The organism is Streptomyces sp. NPDC027672 (assembly GCF_055566335.1).
In genome coordinates this window covers 184,326-211,142 of record NZ_JBVHSO010000004.1, presented here as the reverse complement: position 1 = coordinate 211,142, position 26,817 = coordinate 184,326, and the positions used below count along the sequence as shown (strand labels likewise).

The window sequence follows — 26,817 nt, the reverse complement described above, 5'->3', positions numbered from 1 at the left end:
CCCGGCATCAGCTCCGGAAAGCAAGAGGGCCCACCGAGATCGAGGCTAGGGTTCTTGTGTGGGGGACTTCACGGTGTGGACGCTGCTCGCTGTGGTGTTCGCCGTCGCCAGCGTGGCGATGGGGCGCGAAGCCCGGCGAGTTCACGGAGTTCGTCGGCGCGGCATCCGGACTACGGGCATTGTCGTCGGCATCTGGGAATCGACGGATGGGGACGGGGACGCCCAGTTGTACCCCCAGGTCCGTTACGCGCTCCCTGGCGGCCGGGAGGTCGTCGGCGATGGCGGAGCGCACGCGTTGCGCAGTCCACTGTCAGAGGGCGACAGGGTGGAGCTTCTGTATCGGCCGGAGGATCCGGAACGGATCATCCTGGTCGCCCACGACAGACATATGAACATCTGGGTTTACGGTGCGATCTCTCTGGTCCTGGGAGCCCTGGCACTGCTCTGGGCGCTGTCGGCGATCACTTCCTTGCTGGGTTCCGCCTGAATCAGGCCGTGCGTTCCTTTGTTCCCGCACGATCCGGCACGCGTCTGGCACGGGCAACACCGCCCGGGCCGCGGGCCGCTGTTTCAGTGACCGCTGCTGAGACGGCCCAGGGCTCACATGTTCTGCCCCGCGCGGGCAGTGCCGCCGCACCCCCTCTCAGCCCGCGTCGGCACAGGTCAGAGGGGCTGCGGCGGCCGCCGTATCTCAGATGTCCCGGAAGATCTCGATCTGCGCGCCGATCGAGTTCAGGCGTTCGGCCAGGTCCTCGTAGCCGCGGTTGATGACGTAGACGTTGCGGAGCACGGACGTGCCCTCGGCCGCCATCATCGCCAGGAGGACGACCACCGCGGGGCGCAGGGCCGGCGGGCACATCATCTCGGCCGCGCGCCAGCGGGTCGGGCCCTCGACCAGCACCCGGTGCGGGTCCAGGAGCTGGAGCCGGCCGCCGAGGCGGTTGAGGTCGGTCAGGTAGATCGCGCGGTTGTCGTAGACCCAGTCGTGGATGAGGGTCTTGCCCTGCGCGGTGGCCGCGATCGCCGCGAAGAACGGGACGTTGTCGATGTTCAGGCCGGGGAACGGCATCGGGTGGATCTTGTCGATCGGCGCCTCCAGCTTGGAGGGGCGGACCGTGAGGTCGACCAGGCGGGTGCGGCCGTTGTCGGCGCAGTACTCGGGCGAGCGGTCGTGGTCGAGGCCCATCTCCTCCAGGACCGCCAGCTCGATCTCCAGGAACTCGATCGGCACCCGGCGCACCGTCAGCTCCGACTCGGTGACCACGGCGGCGGCCAGCAGGCTCATCGCCTCGACCGGGTCCTCGGAGGGGGAGTAGTCGACGTCGACGTCGATGTTCGGCACGCCGTGCACGGTGAGCGTGGTGGTGCCGATGCCCTCCACCTTGACGCCCAGCGCCTCCAGGAAGAAGCACAGGTCCTGGACCATGTAGTTGGAGGAGGCGTTGCGGATGACCGTGACGCCGTCGTGGCGGGCGGCGGCCAGCAGCGCGTTCTCGGTCACGGTGTCGCCGCGCTCGGTCAGCACGATCGGGCGGTCGGGGCGGACCGAGCGGTCCACCTGGGCGTGGTACTGGCCCTCGGTGGCCGCGATGTCGAGCCCGAACCGGCGCAGGGCGATCATGTGCGGTTCGATGGTCCGGGTGCCGAGGTCGCAGCCGCCGGCGTACGGCAGCTTGAAGTGGTCCATGCGGTGCAGCAGCGGGCCGAAGAACATGATGATCGAGCGGGTGCGCACGGCGGCCTCCGCGTCGATCGCCGCCATCTCCAGCTCGGCCGGCGGGACGAGTTCCAGGTCGACGCCGTCGTTGATCCAGCGGGTGCGCACGCCGATGGAGTTGAGCACCTCCAGCAGGCGGTACACCTCCTCGATGCGTGCCACCCGGCGCAGCACCGTGCGGCCCTTGTTCAGCAGCGAGGCGCACAGCAGGGCCACGCAGGCGTTCTTGCTGGTCTTGACGTCGATGGCGCCGGACAGACGGCGGCCGCCGACCACGCGCAGATGCATCGGACCCGCGTAGCCCAGCGACACGATCTCGCTGTCCAGCGCTTCACCGATTCGGGCGATCATCTCAAGGCTGATGTTCTGGTTGCCGCGCTCGATGCGGTTGACCGCGCTCTGGCTGGTGCCGAGCGCCTCCGCGAGCTGCGCCTGCGTCCAGCCCCGGTGTTGCCGGGCGTCACGGATGAGCTTGCCGATGCGTACGAGGTAGTCGTCTGACATGAGGGTGAGGCTATCTCAGATATGAGATGGCGCCCTCTCGGGGGGTCCGTTCGGGCTAGTGCGGTGACGGGCCGTCAACCCCGCCGGGCGTGGAGCCTGTCCGCGCGGCCGGAAGATCGGGCATATGCCACCAAGCGGGAGAATGTCCGGCCCGGCCGTCCGGTGTCCGCGCGTGCGGACATGACCTCGCCGCGCCCATGTACTACTGTTATCTCGACATCGAGATATCTGCCGAGGCGCACCGTGGTCGCCACACTGGTAAGGCACGCCTGACTTAGCCTGACCTTACTGGTTCGTCCGAGCCGGGGTGGCGGCACGATTGACGGTGGTACGCGCACATCAATGAAGGAGACTGTCGTGTCGGCGAACAGCTTCGACGCCCGCAGCACGCTGCAGGTGGGCGACGAGTCGTACGAGATCTTCCGGCTGGACAAGGTGGAGGGCTCGGCCCGGCTGCCGTACAGCCTCAAGGTCCTGCTGGAGAACCTGCTCCGCACGGAGGACGGCGCGAACATCACCGCCGACCACATCCGCGCCCTCGGCGGCTGGGACTCCCAGGCCCAGCCGGCCCAGGAGATCCAGTTCACGCCGGCCCGCGTGATCATGCAGGACTTCACCGGCGTCCCCTGCGTCGTGGACCTCGCCACCATGCGCGAGGCCGTGAAGGAGCTGGGCGGCGACCCGGCGAAGATCAATCCGCTGGCCCCGGCCGAGCTGGTCATCGACCACTCCGTCATCGCCGACAAGTTCGGCACGAACGACGCCTTCCAGCAGAACGTCGAGCTGGAGTACGGCCGCAACAGGGAGCGCTACCAGTTCCTGCGCTGGGGCCAGACCGCCTTCGACGAGTTCAAGGTCGTCCCGCCGGGCACCGGCATCGTCCACCAGGTGAACATCGAGCACCTGGCCCGGGTCGTCATGGTCCGCGACGGCAAGGCCTACCCCGACACCCTGGTCGGCACCGACTCGCACACCACCATGGTCAACGGCCTCGGCGTCCTCGGCTGGGGCGTCGGCGGCATCGAGGCCGAGGCCGCCATGCTCGGCCAGCCGGTCTCCATGCTCATCCCGCGCGTCGTCGGCTTCAAGCTCACCGGTGAGCTGCGGCCCGGCACCACCGCCACCGACCTGGTGCTCACCATCACCGAGATGCTCCGCAAGCACGGTGTGGTCGGAAAGTTCGTCGAGTTCTACGGCGAGGGCGTGTCCGCCACCTCCCTGGCCAACCGCGCCACCATCGGCAACATGTCGCCGGAGTTCGGCTCCACCGCCGCGATCTTCCCGATCGACGGCGAGACCCTGAACTACCTGCGCCTGACCGGCCGCAGCGAGCAGCAGGTCGCGCTGGTCGAGGCGTACGCCAAGGAGCAGGGCCTCTGGCTGGACCCGCAGGCCGAGCCCGACTTCTCCGAGAAGCTGGAGCTGGACCTCTCCACGGTCGTCCCCTCCATCGCCGGCCCGAAGCGCCCGCAGGACCGCATCGTCCTCGCCGAGGCCGCCCAGCAGTTCGCCAAGGACGTCCTCAACTACGTCGAGGTGCCCGTCACGCAGCAGGGCACGGCCGCCTCCCCGGTGGACGAGGCGAGCGACGAGTCCTTCCCGGCCTCCGACGCCCCGGCCTACGGTCACCAGGACAACGGGGCCGGCGCCCCGCAGCACGGCCAGGGCACCGGCGCCGTCCCGTCCCACCCGGTGCAGGTGACCGCCCCCGACGGCACCACCTACGAGCTGGACCACGGCGCGGTGACGGTCGCGGCCATCACCTCCTGCACCAACACCTCCAACCCGTACGTCATGGTCGCCGCCGCCCTGGTCGCCAAGAAGGCGGTCGAGAAGGGCCTGACCCGCAAGCCGTGGGTCAAGACCACCCTCGCCCCGGGTTCGAAGGTCGTCACCGACTACTTCGAGAAGGCGGGCCTGACGCCGTACCTGGACAAGGTCGGCTTCAACCTCGTCGGCTACGGCTGCACCACCTGCATCGGCAACTCCGGCCCGCTGCCGGAGGAGGTCTCCAAGGCCGTCAACGACCACGACCTCGCGGTCACCTCGGTCCTCTCCGGCAACCGGAACTTCGAGGGCCGTATCAACCCCGACGTCAAGATGAACTACCTGGCGTCCCCGCCGCTGGTCGTCGCGTACGCCCTCGCGGGCTCCATGAAGGTCGACATCACCCGGGACGCCCTGGGCACCGACCAGGACGGCAACCCGGTCTTCCTCAAGGACATCTGGCCCTCCGAGGCCGAGGTCAACGAGGTCGTCGCCAGCGCCATCGGCGAGGACATGTTCGCCAAGTCCTACAGCGACGTCTTCGCCGGCGACGCCCAGTGGCAGTCCCTGCCGGTCCCGACCGGCAACACCTTCGAGTGGGACCCGCAGTCCACCTACGTGCGCAAGCCCCCGTACTTCGAGGGCATGACGATGGAGACCACCCCGGTCTCGGACATCTCCGGCGCCCGCGTCCTGGCCAAGCTGGGCGACTCGGTCACCACCGACCACATCTCCCCGGCCGGCGCCATCAAGGCCGACACCCCGGCCGGCAAGTACCTCACCGAGCACGGTGTGGAGCGTCGTGACTTCAACTCCTACGGCTCCCGCCGTGGCAACCACGAGGTCATGATCCGCGGCACGTTCGCCAACATCCGCCTGCGCAACCAGATCGCGCCGGGCACGGAGGGCGGCTACACCCGCGACTTCACGCAGGATGGCGGCCCGGTCTCCTTCATCTACGACGCCTCGCAGAACTACCAGGCCGCCGGCATCCCGCTGGTCGTCCTGGCCGGCAAGGAGTACGGCTCCGGTTCGTCCCGTGACTGGGCGGCCAAGGGCACCGCGCTGCTCGGCGTCAAGGCCGTCATCGCCGAGTCCTACGAGCGCATCCACCGCTCGAACCTCATCGGCATGGGCGTCCTGCCGCTGCAGTTCCCGGAGGGTGACACCGCCGAGTCCCTCGGTCTGACCGGCGAGGAGACCTTCTCCGTCTCCGGCGTCACCGAGCTGAACGAGGGCCGTACCCCGCGCACGGTCAAGGTCACCACCGACACCGGTGTCGAGTTCGACGCGGTCGTCCGCATCGACACCCCCGGTGAGGCCGACTACTACCGCAACGGCGGCATCATGCAGTACGTGCTGCGCAGCCTGATCCGCAAGTAGTGATCCGCGCGTAGACGGCGCGATCCCACGGCCGGCGGGCCGCGTCCCCGAGGAGGGGGCGCGGCCCGTCGCCGTACCCGGCCGGCGGCCCGTCGCCGTATCCGGCCGCTACGGCGCGGGGCGCGCCCCCGCCGTGCCGGGCCGGCGCGGTCAGCCGGCGGGCGTCTCCCCGTCCGGCAGCGCCAGCTCGGCCCAGATCACCTTGCCGTCCGGGGTGTACCGGGTGCCCCAGCGCTCGGCCAGCCGGGAGACCAGGAACAGGCCCCGGCCGCCCTCGTCGGTCGTCGCCGCGTACCGCAGGTGCGGGGAGGTGCTGCTGCCGTCGGCGACCTCGCAGACCAGCGTGCGGTCGTAGATCAGCCGCACCCGGACCGGGTCGGAACCGTAGCGGATGGCGTTGGTGATCAGCTCGCTGAGCACGAGTTCCATGCCGAAGCCCAGCTCGGCCAGGCCCCACTGCGCCAGCCGGGCGCCGACGGCCTCGCGCATCCCGGACACGGCGGCCGGATCGCGCGGGACGTCCCAGTCGGCGACCCGGTCGGCCGGCAGCGCCCGGGTGCGCGCGACGAGCAGGGCCACGTCGTCGCCGGGCCGCTCGGGCAGGAGCTGCTCCAGCACCGCCCGGCAGCTCTCCTCCGGCGACCGGCCGGGCCGGTCCGCAAGCGCCCGGCGCAGCAGCTCCATGCCCTCGTCCAGGTCCCGCCTGCGGTCCTCGATCAGCCCGTCGGTGTACAGCACCACCTGGCTGCCCTCGGCCAGCTCCAGCTCCGCCGTCCGGAACGGCATGCCGCCCAGGCCCAGCGGAGGCCCGGCGGGCAGCTCGGGGAAGGTCACCGTGCCGTCCGGGCCGACCAGCGCGGGCGCCGGATGCCCGGCCCGGGCCATGACACAGCGCCGCGTCACCGGGTCGTAGACCGCGTACAGACAACTGGCGCCCACGATCTGCCCGGCCGTCCCCAGGCTCGCCTCGTCCTGGTCGATCCGTCCCACCAGGTCGTCCAGGTGCTGGAGCAGTTCGTCCGGCGGCAGGTCGAGCGTGGAGAAGTTGTGCACCGCGGTCCGCAGCCGGCCCATCGTCGCCGCCGCGTGCAGTCCGTGCCCCACCACGTCCCCGACGACCAGCGCCACCCGGCTGCCCGGCAGCGGGATCACGTCGAACCAGTCCCCGCTCACCCCGGACCGCGCCGGCAGATAGCGGTAGGCGACGTCGAGGGCGCTCTGCGCGGGCAGCGCCCGCGGCAGCAGGCTGCGCTGGAGGGTGACCGCGACGGTGTGCTCGCGGGTGTAGCGGCGGGCGTTGTCGATGCTGACGGCGGCCCGGGCCACCAGCTCCTCGGCGAGGGTCAGCTCCTCCGCGTCGAACGGCTCCCGCCGCGCCCGCCAGAAGTTCGCCAGGCCCAGCACCGTGCCACGGGCCCGGATCGGCGCGGCGATCAGGGAGTGGATGCCGTAGTCCAGGATGCGCCGGGTGCGCTCGGGGTCCTGCGCGAGCCAGCCCTCGGCCGCCGCCAGGTCGGTCACCAGCTCCGCGCGCCCGGCGCCGTAACCGCGGGCCTGCGGGGTGGAGGGCAGGAAGTCGATCAGCCGGCCCTGCTCGTAGAGCGGGGAGTCGTCCTCGACGCCGCTCACCGCGACCCGCCGCATCCCCGTCGCCGCCCGCCCCGGTTCCTCGCCGTCCAGCACGGCGTCGGCCAGGTCGACGGTGACGAAGTCGGCGAACCGCGGGACGGCGATCCGCGCCAGCTCGTCGGCCGTGCGGACCACGTCCAGGGTGCCGCCGATGCGCAGGCCCGCGTCGTACAGCAGCTCCAGCCGCTCCCGCGCGGCCTCCGCCCGGCCGGACACCGCCTGGAGTTCGGTGGAGTCCCGCAGGGTGACGACGGTCCCTCCGGGGTGTCCCGCGCGGTCGGTGGAGCGCTGGTTGACCGCGAGCAGCCGGCCCTTGGCGAGATGCACCTCGTCACTGGCCGGGCGGCCGGAGCCGAGCAGCTCCGCCGTGGCCGGTTCCAGGTCCGGCAGCTCCCGCACCGTGCGGCCCTCGGCGTCGGCGGGCAGGTCCAGCAGCCGCCGCGCCTCGTCGTTGACGAGCAGCAGCCGGCCGTCGGCGCCGATGATGAGCACGCCCTCCCGCACCGAGTGCAGGACGGTGTCGTGGTGCTCGTACATCCGCGACATCTCGTCCGGGGCCAGGCTGTGGGTCTGCCGCCGCAGCCGGCGGCCCACCAGGGCCGTACCGCCGGTCGACACCACGAGCGCGCCGCCGCCGGCGACGAGGATGATCGGGAGCTGGCGGTCCAGGGCGCTGGTGACGTTCTTGACCTTCATGCCGGCCGAGACGAGCGCGACGACCTTGCCGTGGCCGTCGTCGACGGGCACGATCGCCTGCACCTCGTGGCCCAGCGGACCGTGCACGCTCTCGGTGTACACCTGGCCGGCCAGCGACGGCTCTATGGTGCCCACGAACCGCTGGCCGATCTTGCCGGGCAGCGGATGCGTGTAGCGGATGCCGTGGGTGTTCATGACCACGATGAAGTCGACGCCCGCGGCCTTGCGTCCCGCCTCGGTCAGCGGCTGGAGGACCTGGGTCGGGTCGGGTGTCCGCAGCGCCTCGACCAGGCCCGGCCCGTGGGCGAAGGTCTGGGCCACGGCTATGGAGCGGCGCCTGGCCTCGGCGGTGGTGTCCCGCCGGGACTGCAGGACGAGGGCGATCACGGCGCAGAGCACGAGGAGCACCACCAGCGCCACCTGGAGCAGGAAGACCTGCCCGGCGACGCTGCGCGGGCTCTTGCCGCTCACGGTCCGCCAGGCGAGGCGCCTGAATCGCGCATATGCGTCCGACATGCGCCATTTGTAGCACCGGTGTTTTCCGGGTGGCTATGGCCCGTCCACGAGATGGACACCACAGGGGCGTATGTGGACGCCCGCGAGGTACGACGGCGGGGGCGCGGGCGGTCTGCGCGCGGGCGGCCTCGTCCGACTGCTCCGCGAGGGGCGCCTCGGCCGCAGGAGCGGGCGAGGGTTCCACAGCTCCGTCGCGCCGGGCCGGAACCTATGGCGGCCGCCGGCCCGCACCGGCCGCCCGCTCGCCGGCGCGGTGGTCAGTCCGGGCGGCCGGGGGCGGCCGGACGCAGCTCGCCCGGGGTGCGTCCGTACCGTTCGCGGAAGACGCGGGTGAAGTGCGACTGGCTGGCGAAGCCCCACACATGGGCGATGTCGGCCACCGTGAGCTGCGTCGAGCCGGGGTCGGTGAGCTGCTCGTGGGCCCGCGTCAGACGGCTTTCGAGGATGTGGCGGGAGGGGCTGAGCCCGGCCTGCCGGAAGACGCGGCTCAACTGCCGGGTGGAGACGCCCACCGCGTCGGCGACGTGCTCCGCGCACAGCCGGGGGTCGGACAGGTGCTGGTCGATGTACTCCTTGGCGAGCAGCAGCCGGGCGCCCTGGTCGTCCCCGGGCCGTCCGCCTCCCACCCGGGACGCCGCGAGCGAACGCACCAGGCCCAGCACGGTGCCCTCGGTGCCCGCCACGTCGCCGGGCTCCCGCTGGGCGAACCAGCCGGACAGCACGGACTCCAGGGCCCGCACCGCCGGGGCGTCGGCCGGCGAGCGCCGCCCGAAGACCAGCGGTGCCGGAAGTCCGGCGGACAGGCAGCGCTCGGCGAAGACCTCCCGGGGGATGTCCACCAGGAGCTGGCGCATGGTGGTGGGGAAACCGAGCAGGTAGGAGCGGCGGGTGTCGTACAGCACCAGGTCGCCCGCGCCGATGCTGAGGCAGCCGCCGCTGTGGAAGAACACCGCCTGCCCCGAGACCAGCAGGGTCGCGAAGACGGAGTCCTTGGGCGTCTCCCGGCACAGCCGCGCGTTGCGCTCGATGACGTGCTCGTTCCCGGCGATGTCGGCCAGGCGCAGGCTGCCGAGGCTGGCGTTGGTCTGGGTGGCCAGCAGCCCGTCGTCGGAGTACGGGGAACAGGTCAGGCCGACCAGGGCCTGCCGGTTGTAGTCCTCCCAGAGACCGACGCGGTCCGCCTGGTCGACCGACCGTGTCGACACTCGGGAGAACACGGTGGCGGGGTGTCCGGTCAACTCGGCCTCCTTGCTGAGGTGAGCCAGTGTCCTGCGCGTCGCGGTGCGCCTTCGGAGCCGGCCCCGCCGGAGCGGTTCCGCCGGGACCGGACCCGGCCGGGGTGCCCGCGCGCTGCCGTCAGCGAAGGTTACTGGGTGACGCGGCTCCGGTCACGACCCGAAGGCGGACCCCCTGTCCGATGGCCCGCTCCGGAGAACCGGGGCGGGCCGTCGGACGGGGGAGTGACAGGGCGGGGCAGGTGGGGGAGCTGCGCGGGCGGGCGGGGGAGAGCCGCGTGGGCCGTTGGGCGGGTGCAGGTGCAGGTGCAGGTGCAGGTGTGGGTGCGTGCGGGGCGGGTGCGGGCGCGGGGCCGGACCGGCCAGGGGGCGGGTCTCAGACCGCCGAGTAGCCGCCGTCGACGGGGATCACCGCTCCGTTGACATAGGCAGCCGCCGGGCCGCACAGGAACGCGATGACCGAGGCGACCTCCCGGGGCAGCCCGAGGCGCCCCATCGGGACCCGGGCGAGCACGGCACCGGCCGCCGCCGGGTCGTCGAGCACGCCGCGCGCCAGCGGGGTGACGACGAAGCCCGGCGCCACCGCGTTCACCCGGATGCCGTCGGACGCGTACTCGGCCGCCAGGGACCGGGTGAGCTGGGAGACGCCGCCCTTGCTGGCGCTGTAGGCGGGCCGGTCCCGGCTGCCGAACAGCGCGAACATGGACGAGACGGTGACGACGGAGCCGCCCCGGCGGGCCAGCAGCGGCCGGGCCGCCTCGCACGCCGTCATCGCCGCGCCCAGGTTGACCGCCAGCACGCGGTCCCAGGTCGCGGGGTCGTACTCGGCGCGGTCCGCGCTCATGCCCGCGCAGACCACCAAGTGGTCCAGGGTGCCGGTCTCCGCGATACGGAGGGCCAGCCCCTCCCGGTCGGTCACGTCCTGTTCGATGACGCGCACCCGCTCGTGCCGGGGCGGTTCGCCGCCGGGCGCGGGCGGCAGGCCCAGGGCGTACACCTGCGCGCCCAGCTCCGCCAGCAGCTCGGCGGTGGCGGCCCCGATGCCCGAGGTGCCGCCGGTGACCAGCGCGGTGCGGCCCGCGAAGGCACCGGGGCCGGGGAACGGCGGGGCGCTGCCGGGCACGGGCCCGGGGAAGGGCGTGCTGCCGGACGGCCCGGTCCCCGGCGGTACGGGGCCGGACGGCGCGGCGGTGGTGGCGGCGGGGGCGGCGCCCGTGGCGGGCGGTACGGGCCCGGTACCGGGGCCGGTCGGTGCGCCGGTGGTCATCGGCTGCCTCCTTCCCGTCCGGCGTGCGCCGGGGCCGCCGGGGCGTGCTCCTCGGAGGCCGAAGCCGAGGACGAGACCGGGGGTCGGGCCGAGGGCGGGGCCGAGGGCGACACCAGGATCTTGATCTGGTCGCCGCCGTCCAGCAGCGACGAGAACCCCTCGCGCACCACGTCGTCGAGGGCGATGACGGACGTCACCACGGGGCGGAGGTCCAGGCCCTCCGTCCCGACCATCCGGATCAGCTCCGGGTAGGTGTCCCGGTAGCCGACACTCGCCGTGATCGAGTGCTCGTTGTCCACCAGCGCGGAGGAGTCGAAGCTGACGCGGCGCCCCAGCCCCACCAGCACCGTCCGCCCGCCGCGGCGGGTCGCCGCCAGGCAGGTGTCCAGGGCCGCCTGGGAGCCGGCCACCTCGAAGGCCACGTCGGCGCCCTCACCGCCGCAGGCGGCACGCACCCGGAGCCCCGCGTCCGCCTCCCGGGCGTCCACCACCTCGGTCGCGCCGAGGCGCGCCGCGAGGCCGAGCCGGGCCGGGTCGACGTCGGAGGCGACGATCCGCCGGACTCCCCGCCAGGCGGCGAGCAGCACGGTCAGCAGTCCGACCGGGCCCAGACCCACGACGGCCACGCTGCCGGCGTCCCCGCCGCGCCGCAGCGCGTGCAGCGCGACCGAGGCCGGTTCGAAGAGGGCCGCCTGCTCCAGCGGCACCTCGTCGGGCAGCCGGTGCGCCATGTACGAGGGCACCGTGGCGTACTCGGCCAGCCCGCCGTGGCCCATCAGCCCGGCGAAGCCGAAGTGGCGGCAGATGTTGTACTCGCCCGCCAGACAGCGCGGACAGGCGCCGCAGCGGTAGTGCGGTTCGACCGCGACGCGGTCACCCGCCGCCAGCCCGTGCACGGCCGAGCCCACGGCGGTGACCGTGCCGCAGAACTCGTGCCCGAGGACGAGTGGGGCGCGGACGCCCGAGGCCGGGTGGGCCTGGTCGACCGGCACCGAGTGCGGGCCGTCGGTGTACTCGTGCAGGTCGCTGCCGCAGATCCCGCAGTACGCCACCGACAGCAGCACCTCGTCCGGGCCCGGCGGGGTCACCTCCCGCTCGGTGACGCGTACATCGCGCGCTCCGTACCAGACCGCGGCCTTCATAGCGCACCCTCCGAGGCGGCAACCGGTGTGGCGTCGTGTGCGGGCCCGGCGTCGGCGCCCCTGCGGCGCAGCACCGCGGGGGCGGTCTCCCGCAGCCCCAGCGCGAGCAGGACCACGGCGACGGCGCCGCCGCAGGAGATGAACATCGCCGCGTCCAGGCCCCAGACGTCCGAGGCCAGCCCGGCGACCAGGGGGCCGATGAACCCGCCGGCCAGCTCACCGACGCCCATGACCAGGCCGAGGGCGACGGTCAGCGTCCGTCGCGGCACGGACTCGGCGGGAATGGTCGCCATGATCAGCGTGAAGCAGCCCAGACCGGTGTACGAGAGCACCACGACGCCGCCGAGCAGCACCGGGTCGTCGACGTACACCACGGCCAGCGGGCACAGCGCTGCCACGACGGTGAAGGCGATGAGCGCGCCCCGCCGGCCGATCCGGTCGGACACCGCCGGGGTCAGGAAGCCCCACAGCATCCAGGCCACGCCGAAGCAGGTCATGACGTGGCTCATCGTGCTGGGGGAGAAGCCCTTCTCGTCCTCCAGGTAGGTGGGCGTGAAGGTGATGATGACGGTGAACCAGGTCAGGTAGAAGCAGGCCGCCAGGGCGCACAGCACGATGTTGCGGTGCGCCAGCACTTCCCGCAGCACCTCGCGCAGCGGGGGCGCCGCGTCCTCCCGAGCGGTGGCGTCCGAAACGTCGGGGAACACCCGTACGGGCGGGCGCTCGCGCACCGACCGCGCGATCCACACGGCGATCAGCAGCCCGGGGACGATGGTCACCAGGAACGCCGTCCGCCAGGTGTGGTGCTCGGCGATCCAGACCACGACCAGCGGGGCGACGATGCCGCCCAGCAGCCCCGCCGACGACCCCTGGAGCAGGCCCATGTTCAGGCCCCGCCGGTGCTCCCGCGAGGCCTCCACCATCAGCGACTGCGCCAGCGGCAGGACCGCGCCCTCCGCCAGGCCCATCAGGGCCCTGGCGATCAGCAGACCGGCGAAGCCGGTCATCAGACCGCCCACCGCGGAGAAGCAGGAGAACAGCACGACGGCGGCGATCAGGACCGGGCGGCGGCCGTACCGGTCCGCCAGCCTGCCGCAGACCAGCCCCGACAGTGCCCACGTGAGCGCCAGCACACCGGACAGGACGCCCAGGGCCGTGTGCGAGAGGTGGAAGTCGTCGGAGATGAACGGGGCGAGGAAGGTCAGCGCCTGGCGGTCGAAGAAGACGAAGCCGAAGGCCGCGAAGAGGACGAGCAGCAGGCGGTGTTCGTAGCGGCGGGCCTCGGCGTCCCCGGGTGCCGCCACCGGGTCCGGCGCCGCGGCGCCGGACCGGGAAGGGGTTCTGGTCATGGCGACCTCGTGTCGGGTTCCGGACGCTGCCGGTCAGCGGAACAGGGAGTCGACGTAGGCGGCACCGATGCCGACCTCGTCGTAGTGACGGCGGCACATCTCGATGTAGTCGTGCACGTCGAAGAACCCGGTGGGCTCGCCGTTCTCGTCCAGCCAGATGAGCGGGCCCTTGACGATGAAGAGCGCCTTCATCGGCTGCTCGCTCTCGTACGCGACCAGGGTGTGGCCCTCGCCCGGAGCCTCGTACACGAAGTCACCGGCGCAGGCCGTCCAGGGCCGCTCCAGGTAGCCCCACTTGCCGGAGATGGTGTACGCGAACACCTCGTGCGGGTGGTAGTGGCGGTTGACCAGACCCGCCTCCTTGGCCCGCAGGATGTCGGACCACGTGTTGTCCTTCACGTTGATCCACAGCGGACGGGAGCTGACGGTGTCGGTGAAGGGCGCGTAGTAGCGGTCGTCGTCGGTGGCGACGTCGGAGAGGTAGACCTCCGGCAGCGCGTCCGGCTTGAACGAGTTCTCGATCGGCTTGAGGTTCTTCCAGAACTCGTTCTTCGGCTGCTCAGGCATGGAACGGACTCCCTGGCTCGTTCATCGGGTGGTTGGCTGGAAGTCAATCCCGCGACGCTTGTCCTGTCTGTCCCGTACGGGACACCCTCCTTTGCCTGTTCCGGACGTCCGCCCGGTCCGACACCGCCGACCGCCCGTCCCGGGGAGCCCCCATGTGCCGAGCGCACGCATCGCCGCGGTCTGCAGGCCCATCGGCCAACGCACCGACAACGGCTCGTTCATGGATTGAGGCGGACCGCCGGGCCGCGCGGTGGACGACTCCCCTTCCCATAGCTCAGGGCGGACCCGGTGGCCGAGGGCACCGGGTCCGCGAGCCGGGCAGGTGAGGGGGTGGGAAGCCTGCCCGGAGGGGATGGCCTCGGGTGGCGCCGCTGGTGCGCCCGCCGATGGCGACATCGTTGTCATAACGTTCGTTACGTGACTTTACCGCCTCAACCGCGAGCGCAGTCAACCCGGTTGGCTGGGCCGACCGGGTGAACCCGGCGTGCGCCTCCCGGAGTGCGGACGGTCCCGTGTGCTACTGGTGGCGCACGCTATCGTCCCCGCGGCTGGTGCGACCCCTGGTGCGCGACCCGTCCGTCCCGAGAAGGACCGCGCCATGCGTCTGCGCCCCCTGTCCCTGCTGCTGGCCGTGCTCCTCGCGGCCGCCGGCGGCTCCGTCCCCGCGCCCGCGGCCGCCCTCCCCGGTCTTGTCGAGGACCCGACGCCGTACGTCGACCCGCTCATCGGCACCCGCGGCGGCGGCGACGTCTTCCCGGGCGCCGTCGTGCCGTCCGGCATGCTCTCCTGGAGCCCGGAGAACACCCGCGGCGACGCGACGAGGACCGCCGCCCCGGGCGGCTACCAGTATGACGCCACCCGCGTCCGCGGCTTCAGCCTCACCCACCTGTCCGGCACCGGCTGCGCGGGCGGCAGCGGTGACATCCCGTTCTTCCCGTACGCCGGCGAGGTCACCTCCTCCCCGGCGAGCGACACCCGGGACGCCGTCTACGCGTCCGGCTTCCGCCACGCCGACGAGCGGGCCGAGCCCGGCCGCTACCGGGTGCGCCTCGCCTCCGGTGTCACCGCCGACCTCACCGCCACCGCGCGCACCGGCTCGGCGCGCTTCGGCTTCCCGCCCGGCAAACCCGCGTCCCTGCTGGTGCGCACCGCCAACTCCGAGACCGGCTCGGCGGATTCGACGGTCACGATCGACCCGGCCGCCCGGACGGTCTCCGGCTCGGTCACCTCCGGGAACTTCTGCGGCCACCTCGACCCCGAGGGCCGGCGCGCCTACTACACCCTGCACTTCACCGCCCGCTTCGACCGCGCCTTCGCCGCCGTCGGCACCTGGCACGACGGCAGGCTGGAGCCCGGCTCGCGGACAGCCTCCGGCGGCACCGGCGGCTTCGCGCACGGCGGGTGGCCGGTCGCCGGAAAGGGCGCGGGCGGCTACGTGCGGTTCGCGCCCGGCGCCGGACCGGTGCACGTGAAGGTGGGCATCTCCTATGTCAGCCGCGAGGCCGCCGCGGCCAACCTGGCCGCCGAGAACCCGCCGGACCGGTCCTTCGGCGCGGTCCGGGACGCGGCCCGCCGGGCCTGGCGGGAGCGCCTCGCGGCCGTCAGGGTCGGCGGCGGCACCGAGGCCGAGCGCACCGTCTTCTACACCGCGCTCTACCACGCGCTGCTGCACCCGAACGTCATCAGCGACGCCGACCGCCGCTACCGGGGCGCCGACGGCCGGGTGCACACCGTGGGCACCGGCCACCGGGCCCAGTACGGCACCTTCTCCGGCTGGGACGTCTACCGCGACCAGGTGCAGTTGCTGACGCTGCTGGACCCGGACACGGGCTCGGACATCGCGCAGTCGCTGTACGAACTCGCCCGGCAGAACGGCGGCGTCTGGGACCGCTGGCTGCACGGCGCGAGCGGCACCCACGTCATGAACGGCGACCCCTCGCCGGCCGCGCTCGCCGGCATCCACGCCTTCGGCGGCACCCGCTTCGACCTGGCGGGGGCGCTGCGCTCCCTGGTGCGCGCGGCCACCGTCCCCACCCCGGGCGACCTGTCCGCGGCGGGCCGGCCGGTGCTGTCGGTGGGTCAGCGGCCCTCCCTGGACCGGTACCTCGGGCTGCACTACATGCCGTCCGTCTCCCACGCCTGGGCCGGCGCCGCCGAGACCCTGGAGATGTCCACCGCGGACTTCGCGCTCTCCCGGCTCGCCGACGCGGCCGGGGAGCGGCGGACGGCGGCCGTGTTCGCCCGCCGCGCCCAGTGGTGGCGGAACAACTTCAACCCCGCGGCCGGCCCGGACGGCGGTTACATCGCCGACCGCCGGGCCGACGGCGGCTGGGTCCCGGGCTTCACCCCGGACACCGGGGACGGGTTCGTCGAGGGCACGGCCGCGCAGTACACCTGGATGGTCCCGCACGATCCCGCGGGCCTGTTCGCGGCGATGGGCGGCCGGGACCGGGCGCTCGCCCGGCTGGACGACTTCTTCCACGACGCCGACGGCGGCTGGGCCCTCACCGGCAGCGGCGGCACCAAGGCCGAGCTGGCCAACGAGCCGTCGATCAACGTCCCGTACCTGTACGCGTACGCGGGCGCGCCGTACCGGACGCAGGAGACGGTCCGCGCGGCGGTACGGCGGCTGTGGTCCGCCCGGCCCGAGGGCATCCCGGGCAACGACGACCTGGGCGCGCTGTCCGCCTGGTACGTCTTCGCCGCGCTCGGCATGTACCCGCAGGTGCCGTCCCGGGCCGAACTGGTCCTCGCCTCACCGCTGTTCGAGCGGACCGAGATCAGCCGGCCGCGGGGCAACGACATCGTGGTGCACGCCGCCGGAGCGGCGGCCGGGGCGCCGTACGTCCGGTCCCTGCGGGTGGACGGCCGTCCCGGCGACCGCCCCTGGCTGCCCGCGTCCTTCGTCCGCGACGGCGGCCGGCTCGACTACACCCTGTCCGCCACCCCGCTCCGGGACTGGGGCGTGGACAACCCGCCGCCGTCCTTCGGGGCGGACGGGCCGCCCCGGACCGGGTGATCTCCCGCGCGCGCCGCGCGTCCCCGCCCGCGGACGGCGCTTGACCTCAAGCGGACTTGAGCTTCTACGTTCGCTCCGTGGTCGTACCGACAGGAGAGGTCGAGTGATGAAGGCTGTCGCGTTCCGCGCGTTCGGCGGTCCCGAGGTCCTGGAGCTGATGGAGCTGCCCACGCCCGAACCGGGCCCGGGAGAGGTGCGGGTGCGGGTGAAGGCGGCCGGTGCCCAGCCCACCGACTGCGCGGTGCGCCAGGGCTGGAGCCCGCCCGGTTTCACCCTCGCCTTCCCGCACGTCACCGGCGGCGACTTCGCCGGTGTGGTGGACGCGCTCGGCGCCGGCGTGACCGGCTTCTCGCCCGGTGACGAGGTCCTGGGCTACCGCACGCAGCTCACCTACGCCGAGTACGTCGTCGCCCCCGCCGACCAGATCGTCCCCAAGCCTCCCGCGCTGTCGTGGGAGGTGGCCGGCTGCCTGTCCGCCTCCGGCCAGACCGCCCACACCGCGCTGGAGGACCTCGGCGTCACCGCGGGCGAGACCGTGCTGGTCAACGGCGCCGCGGGCGGTGTCGGCACCCTCGCCGTCCAGCTCGCGGCGGCCCGGGGCGCCAAGGTGATCGGCACCGCCCGCGAGGAGAACCACGCCTACCTGCGGGAACTGGGCGCCGTCCCGGTCGCCTACGGCGCGGGTCTGGCCGGCCGGGTCCGCGCGGCGGCGCCCGAGGGCGTGGCCGCGGCCCTGGACACGGCGAGCGCGGAGGGCCTGCGGGTGGCGGCCGGACTCGTCGGGGACAGGAACCGGGTGGGCACGGTCTTCGCCTACGACGCCTGCGCGGAACTGGGCGTGCGGTGGCTCCGCAGCCGGCGCTCGGCGCGGCGGCTCGCGGAGCTGGCCGCGCTGGTCGCCGACGGCACGCTCACCGTCCACATCCGCAAGGCCCTCCCACTGGCCCGGGCCGCCGAAGCACACCGAGAACTGGACACCGGCCACGGCCGCGGAAAGATAGTCCTGCTCCCCGACTGAGCCCACCGGCCCCCGGACCACCACGCGTCCGACGGACCCCGCCCGGCCCGCCGGGTCAGTGAGGTGCGGCCCGGGCGGTGGTCAGGCACCCGCCGGGCGGCCGGGTGGTGCCGCTTCTCGGGTCAGCAGGCATTCCTCCAGGAAGGCCAGGGCTCGCAGGTGGTAGGTGCGGGCGGCCCAGCCGAGGCTGATGTTGTGGCCGGCGTCGGGGAGCCGGTCCACCACCGCGCGCGGTGCGGCGAGCGGTGCCAGCAGCGCGCGCACCGCCTCCTCGTCGCTGCGCCACCACTCCTCCTGCTCGGCGAAGGTGAACCGCACCGGCACCCGCACCCGGGCCGCCAGCACCGGGTACGTCCCGGGCCACAGCAGGGTCTCGCCGGCCTCCACGACGGGCACCGGGGCCACCAGCCGCCGGCCCAGCCGGAAGGCCACCGGCGGATACAGCCGCAGCGCCCCCCAGTGCCGGCGCCACGCCCCGGGCGCACCGGCGCCGGGCAGCTCGTCCTCCTCCACCGCGAAGACGCTGCCCAGACCGGAGATGTCCAGCCCGATCAGCGGGGCCGGCGGCGATCCGGTCGCGGCGGTGGACAGCGCGAGCCTGCCGCCGGCGGAGTGGGCGAGCAGGAAGAACCCGGCGCCCACCGGCCGCCGCCCGGCGAAGTCGGCCAGCGCCGCGCCCAGCGTGGCGGTCTGCCCGGCCAGGTCCTGCCCGTCGGGGAGCACGGCGGCCGAAGCGCCGTAGCCGGGACGGTCGGGCGCGAGCACGGTGTAGCCGAGCCGGGCGCCCAGGTCCAGCAGCGACAGCCCGGGCCGCGCCCGGTTGTCGAAGTAGCCGGCGCGGATGCCGCTGCCGTGCAGCGCGACCACCACGGCCCGGGGCGCCCGCCCGCCGGGGGGCTCGGCGAGCAGCCCCGACAGCCGCACCCCGTTCCCGCCGTCGAGCGTCACGTCCCGCACCTCGGGACCCTGGAGCGCGGGACTGTCCGGTTCGGCGGGCGCGGGGGCCGTGAGGGCGTCCGGCCGGGCGGGCCCTGGAGGCGATACGGTCAGCACCGGGGGTACCTCCTGTCGGTCGGCCGCGCCGTGGGGCGCGCGGACGAAGCGTGCGCGGTGCGGCGGCGGCCCGCCGGACCGGCCGGCCGGACCGGCCGTCCCGCGGGGCCGCTGCGCGCGGCCGTGCTCCCACGCTGTCCTCGTCACCCCGCCGCCGCAAACCCCGGTCGGCCCCGCTCGGCCATACGGCGGACACGGCGCGTCCGCGGCGTCAGGCCAGCAGCTCCACCTCCGCCAGCGTCGACTCGCCGTCCAGGACCAGGCGGAACCGGGTGTACGTGCCCGGCGCGGCGATACCGAAGGCACGGGTCTGCCGGTCCCAGGCGAACGTCTCGCCCGAGCGGTGGTCCAGGGTCCGCCAGACCGTGCCGTCGGCCGAGCCCTGGAGGGTCCAGCCGGCCGGCGCCCTCGCGTGGTCGGCGCCCGAGGTCAGCGTGTACTGCAGCGGCCGTACGGCACCCCCGACCGGCAGGTCGGCCGAGGTGAGCGTGGCGCTCGTGGCCGAGGTGTCGTCGGACAGCGCGCCGGCTCCCCGCACCACGTCCTCGCGCGGGGCCGGCACCTTGTCGTCCCGGGTGAGGGAGACCGGTGCCGCGTCCTCGCCCGAGCCCCAGGCCGACGGCTCCGGGCCCATGGCGAAGTCCAGCACCCCGCCCCGGGCCAGCAGCGCGTGGGGGAGCGCGGTCGACGTCCAGGGCCGGCCGTCGAACCGCACGCCCTGCACGTAGACGTTCCGCGCGCTGTTGCCCGGCGCCCGCACCACCAGGTCCCGGCCGTTCTCCAGGTGCACGGTCGCCTTCTTGAACAGCGGCGAGCCGATGGCGTACTCGCCGCCGCCCATCACCAGCGGGTAGAAGCCGAGCGCGGAGAACAGGTACCAGGCCGACTGCTCGCCGTTGTCCTCGTCGCCGTGGTAGCCCTGCCCGATCTCGCTGCCGGTGTAGAGCCTGGCCAGCGCCTGACGCACGTACGCCTGCGTCTTCCAGGGCTGGCCGGCCGCGTCGTACATGTACAGGACGTGGTGCGCGACCTGGTTGGAGTGGCCGTACATGCCCATCCGGACGTCCCGTGCCTCGGTCATCTCGTGGATGACACCGCCGTAGGAACCCACGTAGTCGGGGGAGGCCGTCTCGGGGGTGGCGAAGTACGCGTCCAGCTTGTCCGCGAGGCCCTCCCGGCCGCCGTACAGGTTGGCCAGGCCCCGGCTGTCCTGCGGGACGGAGAAGGCGTAGCCCCAGCCGTTGGTCTCGGTGTAGTCGTAGCCCCACACCCGCGGGTCGTACGCGGCGGAGTCCACGCGCCACGCGCCGTCCGCGTCCCGGCCCTGGAAGAAGCCCGCCCTGGTGTCGAACAGCTTCACGTAGTCCCGGGCCCGGTTGCGGAAGTACGCCGACTCCTCCCGGTAGCGCTTCTCGCCCGTCTTCGCGTACAGCGCCTCGCCCATCCTGGCGATGCCGTAGTCGTTGACGTAGCCCTCCATCGCCCAGGACAGGCCCTCGTGGGTGTCGGTGGCGGTGTAGCCGAGGAAGGGCGAGGTGGCCATGCCCTTGCGGCCCACGCCCGGGGCCGGCGGCACGACGGTCGCGTTCTTCACGGCCGCCTCGTACGCCGCCTCCGCGTCGAAGCGCACGCCCTTGACGTAGGCGTCCGCGAACGCCACGTCCGAGGAGGTGCCGGTCATCAGGTCGGCGTAGCCGGGCGAGGACCAGCGGGAGGTCCAGCCGCCGTCCTTGTACTGCTGCACGAACCCGTCGACCAGCTCGCCCGCCCGGGACGGCGTCAGGAACGAGTACGCCGGCCAGGTGGTCCGGTAGGTGTCCCAGAACCCGTTGTTGACGTACACCTTGCCGTCGACGATCTTCGCGCCGGTGTGCGTCGGGGTGTCCGGGCCCGGCATCGGGGAGAACGGGGAGGCGTACCGGTCCTCGTCGTCGACCCGCTCGAAGCCGGAGTTGGGGTACAGGTACAGCCGGTACAGGCCCGAGTAGAGGGTGGTCAGTTGGTCCGGGGTCGCGCCCTCCACCTCGACCTTGCCCAGCAGCGCGTCCCAGGTTTGCCGGGCGCGGTCCCTGACCGTGCCGAAGGACGTGCCGTCCGGGATCTCCCGGCGCAGGTTCTCCGCCGCCTGTCCGACACCGATCAGCGAGGTGGCCAGGCGCAGCGTGACGGTGCGGTCGGCGCCGGCGGCGAAGCGCAGATAGCCCTTCACCCCGTTGGACCCGGCGTCCGTCACCGGCTTGTCGAACTCGCCGTACACGAACAGCCGGGTGGCGCCCGTGGACAGGCCCGACTTCACGTCCGAGTAGCCGGTGACGGTCCCGTGCTCCCGGTCGAGGGTCAGGCCGGCCTGCTCGGTGACGTTGTCGAACAGCACGCTCGCGTCGTCGCCGGGATAGGTGAAGCGCAGGACGGCCGCGTGGTCGGTCGGGGCCATCTCGGCCCGGAGGCCGTTGTCGAACCGTACGCCGTAGTAGTACGGCCGGGCGGTCTCGTTCTCGTGCCGGAAGGCCAGCGCGCGCGCCTCGCGGCCGGTGTCCGGGGTGCCGGACGCGGCCGACGGCATCACCTGGAAGGTCTGCCGGTCGCCCATCCAGGGGCTCGGCTCGTGGCTCGCGCTGAAGGCCTGGATCGTCGGCCGGTTGCCGGCGTCGTTCGCACGTGCGTATTCGTACAGCCAGCTCAGCGAGGAGGCGTTGGTCACCGGCGTCCAGAAGTTGAAGCCGTGCGGCAGGGCCGTGGCCGGGAAGGTGTTGCCGCGCGAGAAGCTGCCGCTGGAGTGGGTGCCGCGGGTGGTCAGCGCGTAGTCCGCGAGATGCGCCTTCGGCTTCTCGGGCGGCTCGGGCCGCAGGGACACGTCGTCGAGCCAGCCGCGGAACTTCGCCGGGCCGTCCGGCGAGTCGTAGGCCACCAGGATCCGGTCGACGGTCTTGCCGGCCGCCACCGCGCCGATCCGCGCGGACACGTTGTTCCACTGGTTGACGTACAGCGCCTTGGAGTCGCCCTGTCCGCGGGGTGACAGCGGGAAGCCGTGCTGGTCGAGCGCGCCCAGGCCGCTCAGGTAGGTGCCGTCCGTGAAGGCCAGGTCGACGGAGGCGTAGGTGGCGTCGTAGTCGCGGTCGCCGTCGGCCATCGACGGGAAGATCCGGTACGACAGCGCGGTGTCGCGGCCGACCCGCACGTTGACGTCGAACACCTTGTTGGACGAGTAGGCGCGGCCGTCCGCGGTGTGCCGGCCGGCGTAGCGCAGCGCGCGCCGTCCGGTGAACCCGGCCCGCGCCTTGGCGGTCGGGGAGCCGTTCGGGCCCTTGTCGACCAGGGTCAGCATGTCCCGCGGCACCGGCCCGCCGTCGCCGGCGGTGGCGAACTGCACGTCGGCGAGCTGGAGGAGGTCCGGGGCGCCGTTGTTGCGCGTCACCTCCAGCCGGAAGTGCCGGTACTCGGCCGGTTCGGCCAGGTCGTAGGACCGGGTCCGGAACCGCTCGGGGAAGTTCTCGCCGGAGCGGGTGTCGAGCGTCTTCCAGTCCGTGCCGTCGGCGGAGCCCTTCAGGGTCCAGGCCGCGGGGTCGCGTTCGGCGTAGTCGTTGGCCGAGGTAAGCGCGTACGTCGCCACCCGGACGGGCTGGTCGAGGTCGAACTCCGCCCAGCCGGTGGGCGCGAAGGTGAGCCACTTGGTGCCGGGCTCGCCGTCGGCCAGGTTCTCCCCGACCTCACCGGCGCCCGTGTTCTCGCCGCTCGTGCGGACGTCGGTGACGTGGTCGGTGACGTTGCCCGGGATGCCGGTGCTGTAGCCGCCGTCGACCCCCGCGGCCCGCTTGGCGCCGTCCGGGCCGGTGTCGACGGTGTTCAGCCAGTCCGGCGCCGGCTCGCCCGCCTCGAACGAGGACGCGAACTCCCGGTCGGCCACCGCGGCCTTGGCCGGCAGGGCGACCGCCGCGCCCTGCGCGCCGACGGCCATGACGAAGGCGGCCGTGAGGACGGCCGCCGGACCCCACCTGTGCCGAGTTCTCCGCTGCATCTACGGATTTCCCCTCCCGCACCCTGTCGGACAACGTTGTCAGTTACGGGCGCAGTCACCAGTAGGTGGTCAAGTAACCGGTGGTGTCAAGGGCGTTGCCTGTGGCATTCAGGGAGTCGTGACGGGGATTTCTCCGGCACGGCGCGTGGTGCGGGCGCATATTTCCGGGAGGTCTCAACTCGGAAAAGACCGATCGGGAACCTTGCATTCGATCTTGTCCGCCGACGTCAAGTGGACTATACCTGTCGGCATTTCCCGTACGACCCTGCACGACCCGACCGCGGTGCCGGGAGGATCCGGTTCACCGCCTGAGTCCTGGAGAAGGCGAGGACTTGAGCATGGGATCCACTTCCGACGGGAACCACCGTGCCGGCCACCCGGAGGCGACGGGTGTCGGCCGCCGCGCGCTGATCAAGCGGTCCGCCGCGCTCGGCCTGGCCGCCGTGCCGGCGATGAGCTTCCTGTCCGCGTGTGCCAGCGGTGGCGGGGACGGTGACGCCGGCGAGGGCGACACCAAGGGCAAGACGTCCAAGGACAACCCCTTCGGTGCCAAGAAGGGCGGCAAGCTGGACGTCGTCGTCTTCAAGGGCGGCTACGGCGACGACTACGCCAAGGCATGGGAGGCCGACTTCGGCACCAAGCTGGGCATCACCGCCACCCACACCGGCACCCAGGAGATCACCGGCAAGCTGCAGCCGCGCTTCAACGCGGGCAACCCGCCGGACATCGTGGACGACTCCGGCGCCCAGCAGATCAAGGTCGACGTCCTGTACAAGAACGGCCAGTTGCTGGACCTGGCCGAGGTGCTGGACGCGCCCTCCGTGGACGACCCCGCCAAGAAGGTCCGCGACACCCTGATCCCCGGCACGCTCGACCCGGGCCTCCAGGAGGGCAAGGTCGTCGCGCTGAACTACGTCTACACCGTCTGGGGCCTGTGGTACTCGGGCAAGCTGTTCCGGGAGAAGGGCTGGGAGGAGCCCAAGACCTGGGACGACTTCCTCGCCGTCTGCAAGGACGCCAAGTCCCAGGGCATCGGCGGGCTGGCCCACCAGGGCAAGTACCCGTACTACATCAACGTCGCCATCATGGACCTGATCGCCAAGAAGGGCGGTCTGGACGCCATGAAGGCCATCGACAACCTCGATCCCAAGGCGTTCGTCGGCTCCGAGGCGGCCGAGGCGGCCATCGAGGCGATCTACGAGGTGGTCGAGCGGGGCTATCTGATGCCCGGCACGAACGGCCTGACCCACACCGAGTCGCAGACCCGCTGGAACCAGTACAAGGCCGCCTTCATCACCTCCGGCTCCTGGCTGGAGAACGAGCAGCTGAAGCAGACGCCCGCGGACTTCGACATGAAGTTCCTGCCCATGCCGGTGCTGCCCGGCAGCAAGCTGCCGTTCCAGGCGATCCGGGCCGGCTCGGGCGAGCCCTTCATCATCCCGGCGAAGGCCGGCAACCTGCCCGCGGCCAAGGAGTTCATGCGGCGCATGCTGTCCAAGGAGTGGTCGACGCTCTTCGCCAAGCAGGCCAACTCGCTCACCATCCTCAAGGACGGCGTCGACCCGGGCGTCCGGCTGCGCCCGGGCACCCAGTCCACGGTGGAGGCGTCCAAGGCCGCCGGCGGCGACACCTTCCGCTACCTGTACACCGAGTGGTACGGCGAGATGGGCACCGCCCTCGAGGCCGCGTCCAACGAGCTGATGTCCCGGCGCATCCAGCCCAAGGAGTGGCTGAAGCGCTGTCAGGCGGCGGTCGACAAGCAGGCCAAGGACCCCGCGTCCAAGAAGAACCACCGGGATTAGGTCCGCCCGCCGCCGCGGGGGTACGGGGTGCACCGCCGCGTACCCCCGCGGGGCACTGGATGACAGGTCGGGAAATACGTCATGCGCAAAGGGCAGTACCGGTTCGTCGCGGGGTTCCTCCTCGTTCCCGTGGCGCTTTATGTGATCTTCGTGATCTGGCCGTACATCCAGACGTTCGGCTATTCCCTGACGGACTGGAAGGGGCAGTCGCAGACCTTCCGCTTCGTCGGTCTGGACAATTACCGGACACTCCTCCAGGACGATGTCTTCCTGAAGGCGATCTGGCACAACATCCTGTTCCTGGTCTTCATCCCGGTGATCACCATCCTGCTCGCCCTGTTCTTCGCCTTCATGCTGAACGCGGGCGGACGCGGCCGGGCCGGCGGGGTGCGCGGAGTCGCCGGGTCGACGTTCTACAAGATCGTCTACTTCTTCCCGCAGGTGCTGTCGCTGGCGATCCTCGCCGTGCTGTTCAACGCGGTCTACCGCAGTGACGGCGGCGGTCTGCTCAACGGCTTCCTGATCAAGCTGGGCCTGGTCGGCGCCGACGACCCGGTGGAGTGGCTCAACGAGCCGAACATGGTGCTGTGGGCGCTGATGCTGGTCGTGGTCTGGCACGGCGTCGGCTTCTACCTGGTGCTGTTCTCGGCCGCCATGCAGTCCATCCCGCGGGACATCTACGAGGCGGCCCTGATCGACGGGGCCGGCCGCCACCAGTCCTTCTTCCGCATCACCCTGCCGCTGCTGTGGGACACCGTGCAGACGGCCTGGGTCTACCTCGGCATCGTCGCCATGGACATGTTCGTCCTGGTCTCCTCGATGACCCAGAACATGGGCGCCTACGGCGGCGGCCCCGACCACGACAGCGACGTGATGTCGACGGTGATGATGCGGAACTTCCTCTACTACGGCAAGAGCGGTTACGCCTGCGCCATGGGCGTGATCATGCTGCTGCTCACCCTGGTCCTGTCCGTGGTCACGCTCCGCGCCACCCGCCGCGAGCGCATCGAGTTCTGAGCGGAGTGCCGACGATGAGCGCACCCATCAAGGAGACCGCCCCCGCCCCCGCCGGGCGGCCCGCGGCCGGGGTTCCCGTCCGCCCCGGCGACCGCCGCGGCGAGGGCCTGGTCCTGAACGTCTTCTCGCACGGCTTCCTCGCCCTGTGGGCCCTGCTGATCGTGCTGCCGCTGCTGTGGCTGGTGCTCAGCTCCTTCAAGACCGACGCCCAGATCGGCGGCTCGGCCTTCGGCTGGCCGGAACACTGGTCCCTCGGCGTCTTCGGACGCGCCTGGGACAAGGGCATCGGCGGCTACTTCCTGAACACCGTGATCGTCCTGGTCTTCTCCGTGCCGCTGACCATGCTGTTCGGGTCGATGGCCGCGTATGTGCTGGCCCGGTACCGCTTCGCGGGCAACCGGCTGCTGTACTACTTCTTCGTGGCCGGCGCGATGTTCCCGGTGTTCCTGGCCCTGGTGCCGCTGTTCTTCATGGTCAAGCGGCTGGACCTGCTGAACACCTACCAGGGTCTGGTCCTGGTCTACATCGCCTACTCGATGCCGTTCACGGTCTTCTTCATGCACGCCTTCTTCCGGACCCTGCCCACGGCGGTCTTCGAGGCGGCCGTCCTGGACGGCGCCTCGCACACCCGGACCTTCTTCCAGGTGATGCTGCCGATGGCGAAACCCGGACTCGTCAGCGTGGGGATCTTCAACACACTGGGTCAGTGGAACCAGTTCATCCTGCCCACCGTCCTGATGCAGCCGCAGAGCGGCTCCGACCCCGAGCGGTACGTCCTCACCCAGGGCCTGATCCAGCTCCAACAGCAGCAGGGATACGCCACCGACCTGCCCGTTCTGTTCGCCGGTGTGACGATCGCCATGCTGCCGATGCTCGTGGTCTACCTGTCCTTCCAGCGCCAGGTGCAGGCGGGTCTGACCTCTGCCACGCTGAAGTGACACGCTGCGCGACCGCCCGCGCGCACGCCGCTTCCGGTCACGGAGGCGGCGTGCGCATGTCCGGAGCGTGTACCCGGAAACGGTTCAACCTCTTGACGGGAGTCGCCCCGAACGGCTCAGCTTAGAGTTCACTAGTTGGACATACACGGGGCCTCGCCGAAGCGGCCCCGCGCTCAGGAGGTC

Annotated in this window: 15 protein-coding genes and 1 pseudogene; 7 read left to right on the top strand and 9 right to left on the bottom strand. The window is 72.3% G+C overall.

The window, feature by feature from the left end:
* Nucleotides 1-58: 58 nt before the first annotated feature.
* Nucleotides 59-487, top strand: a complete 429-nt coding sequence (locus tag ACZ4SV_RS12140; RefSeq protein ID WP_468003644.1) for a DUF3592 domain-containing protein — start codon at nucleotides 59-61, stop codon at nucleotides 485-487.
* Between the two features lie 204 nt (nucleotides 488-691).
* Here ACZ4SV_RS12140 and ACZ4SV_RS12135 read toward each other — a convergent pair whose 3' ends face one another.
* Entirely contained in the window at nucleotides 692-2,221 is a 1,530-nt protein-coding gene (locus ACZ4SV_RS12135; RefSeq protein ID WP_365871045.1) for a helix-turn-helix domain-containing protein, read from the bottom strand.
* Nucleotides 2,222-2,578: 357 nt separating this feature from the next.
* Between ACZ4SV_RS12135 and ACZ4SV_RS12130 the strand changes: the two genes are divergently transcribed.
* Nucleotides 2,579-5,371, top strand: a complete 2,793-nt coding sequence (locus tag ACZ4SV_RS12130; protein WP_365871047.1) for an aconitate hydratase — start codon at nucleotides 2,579-2,581, stop codon at nucleotides 5,369-5,371.
* Between the two features lie 150 nt (nucleotides 5,372-5,521).
* On the opposite strand, the gene ACZ4SV_RS12125 is transcribed toward ACZ4SV_RS12130, so the two are convergent.
* The 6 genes from ACZ4SV_RS12125 to ACZ4SV_RS12100 all read right to left on the bottom strand — a co-directional run bounded on the left by ACZ4SV_RS12125 (nucleotide 5,522) and on the right by ACZ4SV_RS12100 (nucleotide 13,772).
* Entirely contained in the window at nucleotides 5,522-8,212 is a 2,691-nt protein-coding gene (locus ACZ4SV_RS12125; protein ID WP_468003641.1) for a SpoIIE family protein phosphatase, read from the bottom strand.
* 257 nt (nucleotides 8,213-8,469) lie between these two features.
* On the bottom strand, nucleotides 8,470-9,450 hold the full coding sequence (locus ACZ4SV_RS12120) for a helix-turn-helix domain-containing protein (protein ID WP_468003639.1): 981 nt from the start codon (nucleotides 9,448-9,450) through the stop codon (nucleotides 8,470-8,472).
* Nucleotides 9,451-9,823: 373 nt separating this feature from the next.
* Nucleotides 9,824-10,714, bottom strand: coding sequence for an SDR family NAD(P)-dependent oxidoreductase (locus tag ACZ4SV_RS12115; RefSeq protein WP_468003638.1), 891 nt, complete (start codon nucleotides 10,712-10,714; stop codon nucleotides 9,824-9,826).
* Nucleotides 10,711-11,856: a 2,3-butanediol dehydrogenase gene (locus ACZ4SV_RS12110; RefSeq protein WP_468003637.1), complete on the bottom strand. Its 1,146-nt coding sequence runs from the start codon at nucleotides 11,854-11,856 to the stop codon at nucleotides 10,711-10,713. Before ACZ4SV_RS12110 ends, ACZ4SV_RS12115 begins: the two co-directional genes overlap by 4 nt.
* The gene (locus ACZ4SV_RS12105; RefSeq protein ID WP_468003635.1) at nucleotides 11,853-13,205 is read right to left on the bottom strand and encodes an MFS transporter; all 1,353 of its coding nucleotides are present in this window, start codon (nucleotides 13,203-13,205) and stop codon (nucleotides 11,853-11,855) included. Before ACZ4SV_RS12105 ends, ACZ4SV_RS12110 begins: the two co-directional genes overlap by 4 nt.
* Before the next feature lie 33 nt (nucleotides 13,206-13,238).
* Nucleotides 13,239-13,772: a 2,4'-dihydroxyacetophenone dioxygenase family protein gene (locus ACZ4SV_RS12100; RefSeq protein WP_468003633.1), complete on the bottom strand. Its 534-nt coding sequence runs from the start codon at nucleotides 13,770-13,772 to the stop codon at nucleotides 13,239-13,241.
* Between the two features lie 598 nt (nucleotides 13,773-14,370).
* Between ACZ4SV_RS12100 and ACZ4SV_RS12095 the strand changes: the two are divergent.
* Nucleotides 14,371-16,761 (top strand): annotated as a pseudogene (locus ACZ4SV_RS12095) (GH92 family glycosyl hydrolase); the annotation flags it as partial.
* Nucleotides 16,762-16,897: 136 nt separating this feature from the next.
* Complete coding sequence (locus tag ACZ4SV_RS12090; RefSeq protein WP_468003631.1) at nucleotides 16,898-17,809, top strand: NADP-dependent oxidoreductase; 912 nt, start codon at nucleotides 16,898-16,900, stop codon at nucleotides 17,807-17,809.
* A gap of 81 nt (nucleotides 17,810-17,890) precedes the next feature.
* Here the strand turns inward: ACZ4SV_RS12090 and ACZ4SV_RS12085 are convergent, their stop codons facing one another.
* Both ACZ4SV_RS12085 and ACZ4SV_RS12080 read right to left on the bottom strand, forming a co-directional pair.
* The gene (locus tag ACZ4SV_RS12085; protein ID WP_468004139.1) at nucleotides 17,891-18,766 is read right to left on the bottom strand and encodes an alpha/beta hydrolase; all 876 of its coding nucleotides are present in this window, start codon (nucleotides 18,764-18,766) and stop codon (nucleotides 17,891-17,893) included.
* Between the two features lie 307 nt (nucleotides 18,767-19,073).
* On the bottom strand, nucleotides 19,074-22,877 hold the full coding sequence (locus ACZ4SV_RS12080; protein WP_468003629.1) for a GH92 family glycosyl hydrolase: 3,804 nt from the start codon (nucleotides 22,875-22,877) through the stop codon (nucleotides 19,074-19,076).
* A 338-nt stretch (nucleotides 22,878-23,215) separates the two neighbouring features.
* On the opposite strand from ACZ4SV_RS12080, the gene ngcE reads away from it, so the two are divergent.
* The 3 genes from ngcE to ACZ4SV_RS12065 all read left to right on the top strand — a co-directional run bounded on the left by ngcE (nucleotide 23,216) and on the right by ACZ4SV_RS12065 (nucleotide 26,634).
* Nucleotides 23,216-24,679 (top strand): N-acetylglucosamine/diacetylchitobiose ABC transporter substrate-binding protein, encoded by a 1,464-nt coding sequence (gene ngcE / locus ACZ4SV_RS12075; RefSeq protein WP_365871075.1) that lies wholly within the window; start codon nucleotides 23,216-23,218, stop codon nucleotides 24,677-24,679.
* Nucleotides 24,680-24,760: 81 nt separating this feature from the next.
* On the top strand, nucleotides 24,761-25,696 hold the full coding sequence (locus ACZ4SV_RS12070) for a carbohydrate ABC transporter permease (protein ID WP_365871077.1): 936 nt from the start codon (nucleotides 24,761-24,763) through the stop codon (nucleotides 25,694-25,696).
* A 14-nt stretch (nucleotides 25,697-25,710) separates the two neighbouring features.
* Nucleotides 25,711-26,634, top strand: coding sequence for a carbohydrate ABC transporter permease (locus ACZ4SV_RS12065; RefSeq protein WP_365871080.1), 924 nt, complete (start codon nucleotides 25,711-25,713; stop codon nucleotides 26,632-26,634).
* Nucleotides 26,635-26,817: the final 183 nt, after the last annotated feature.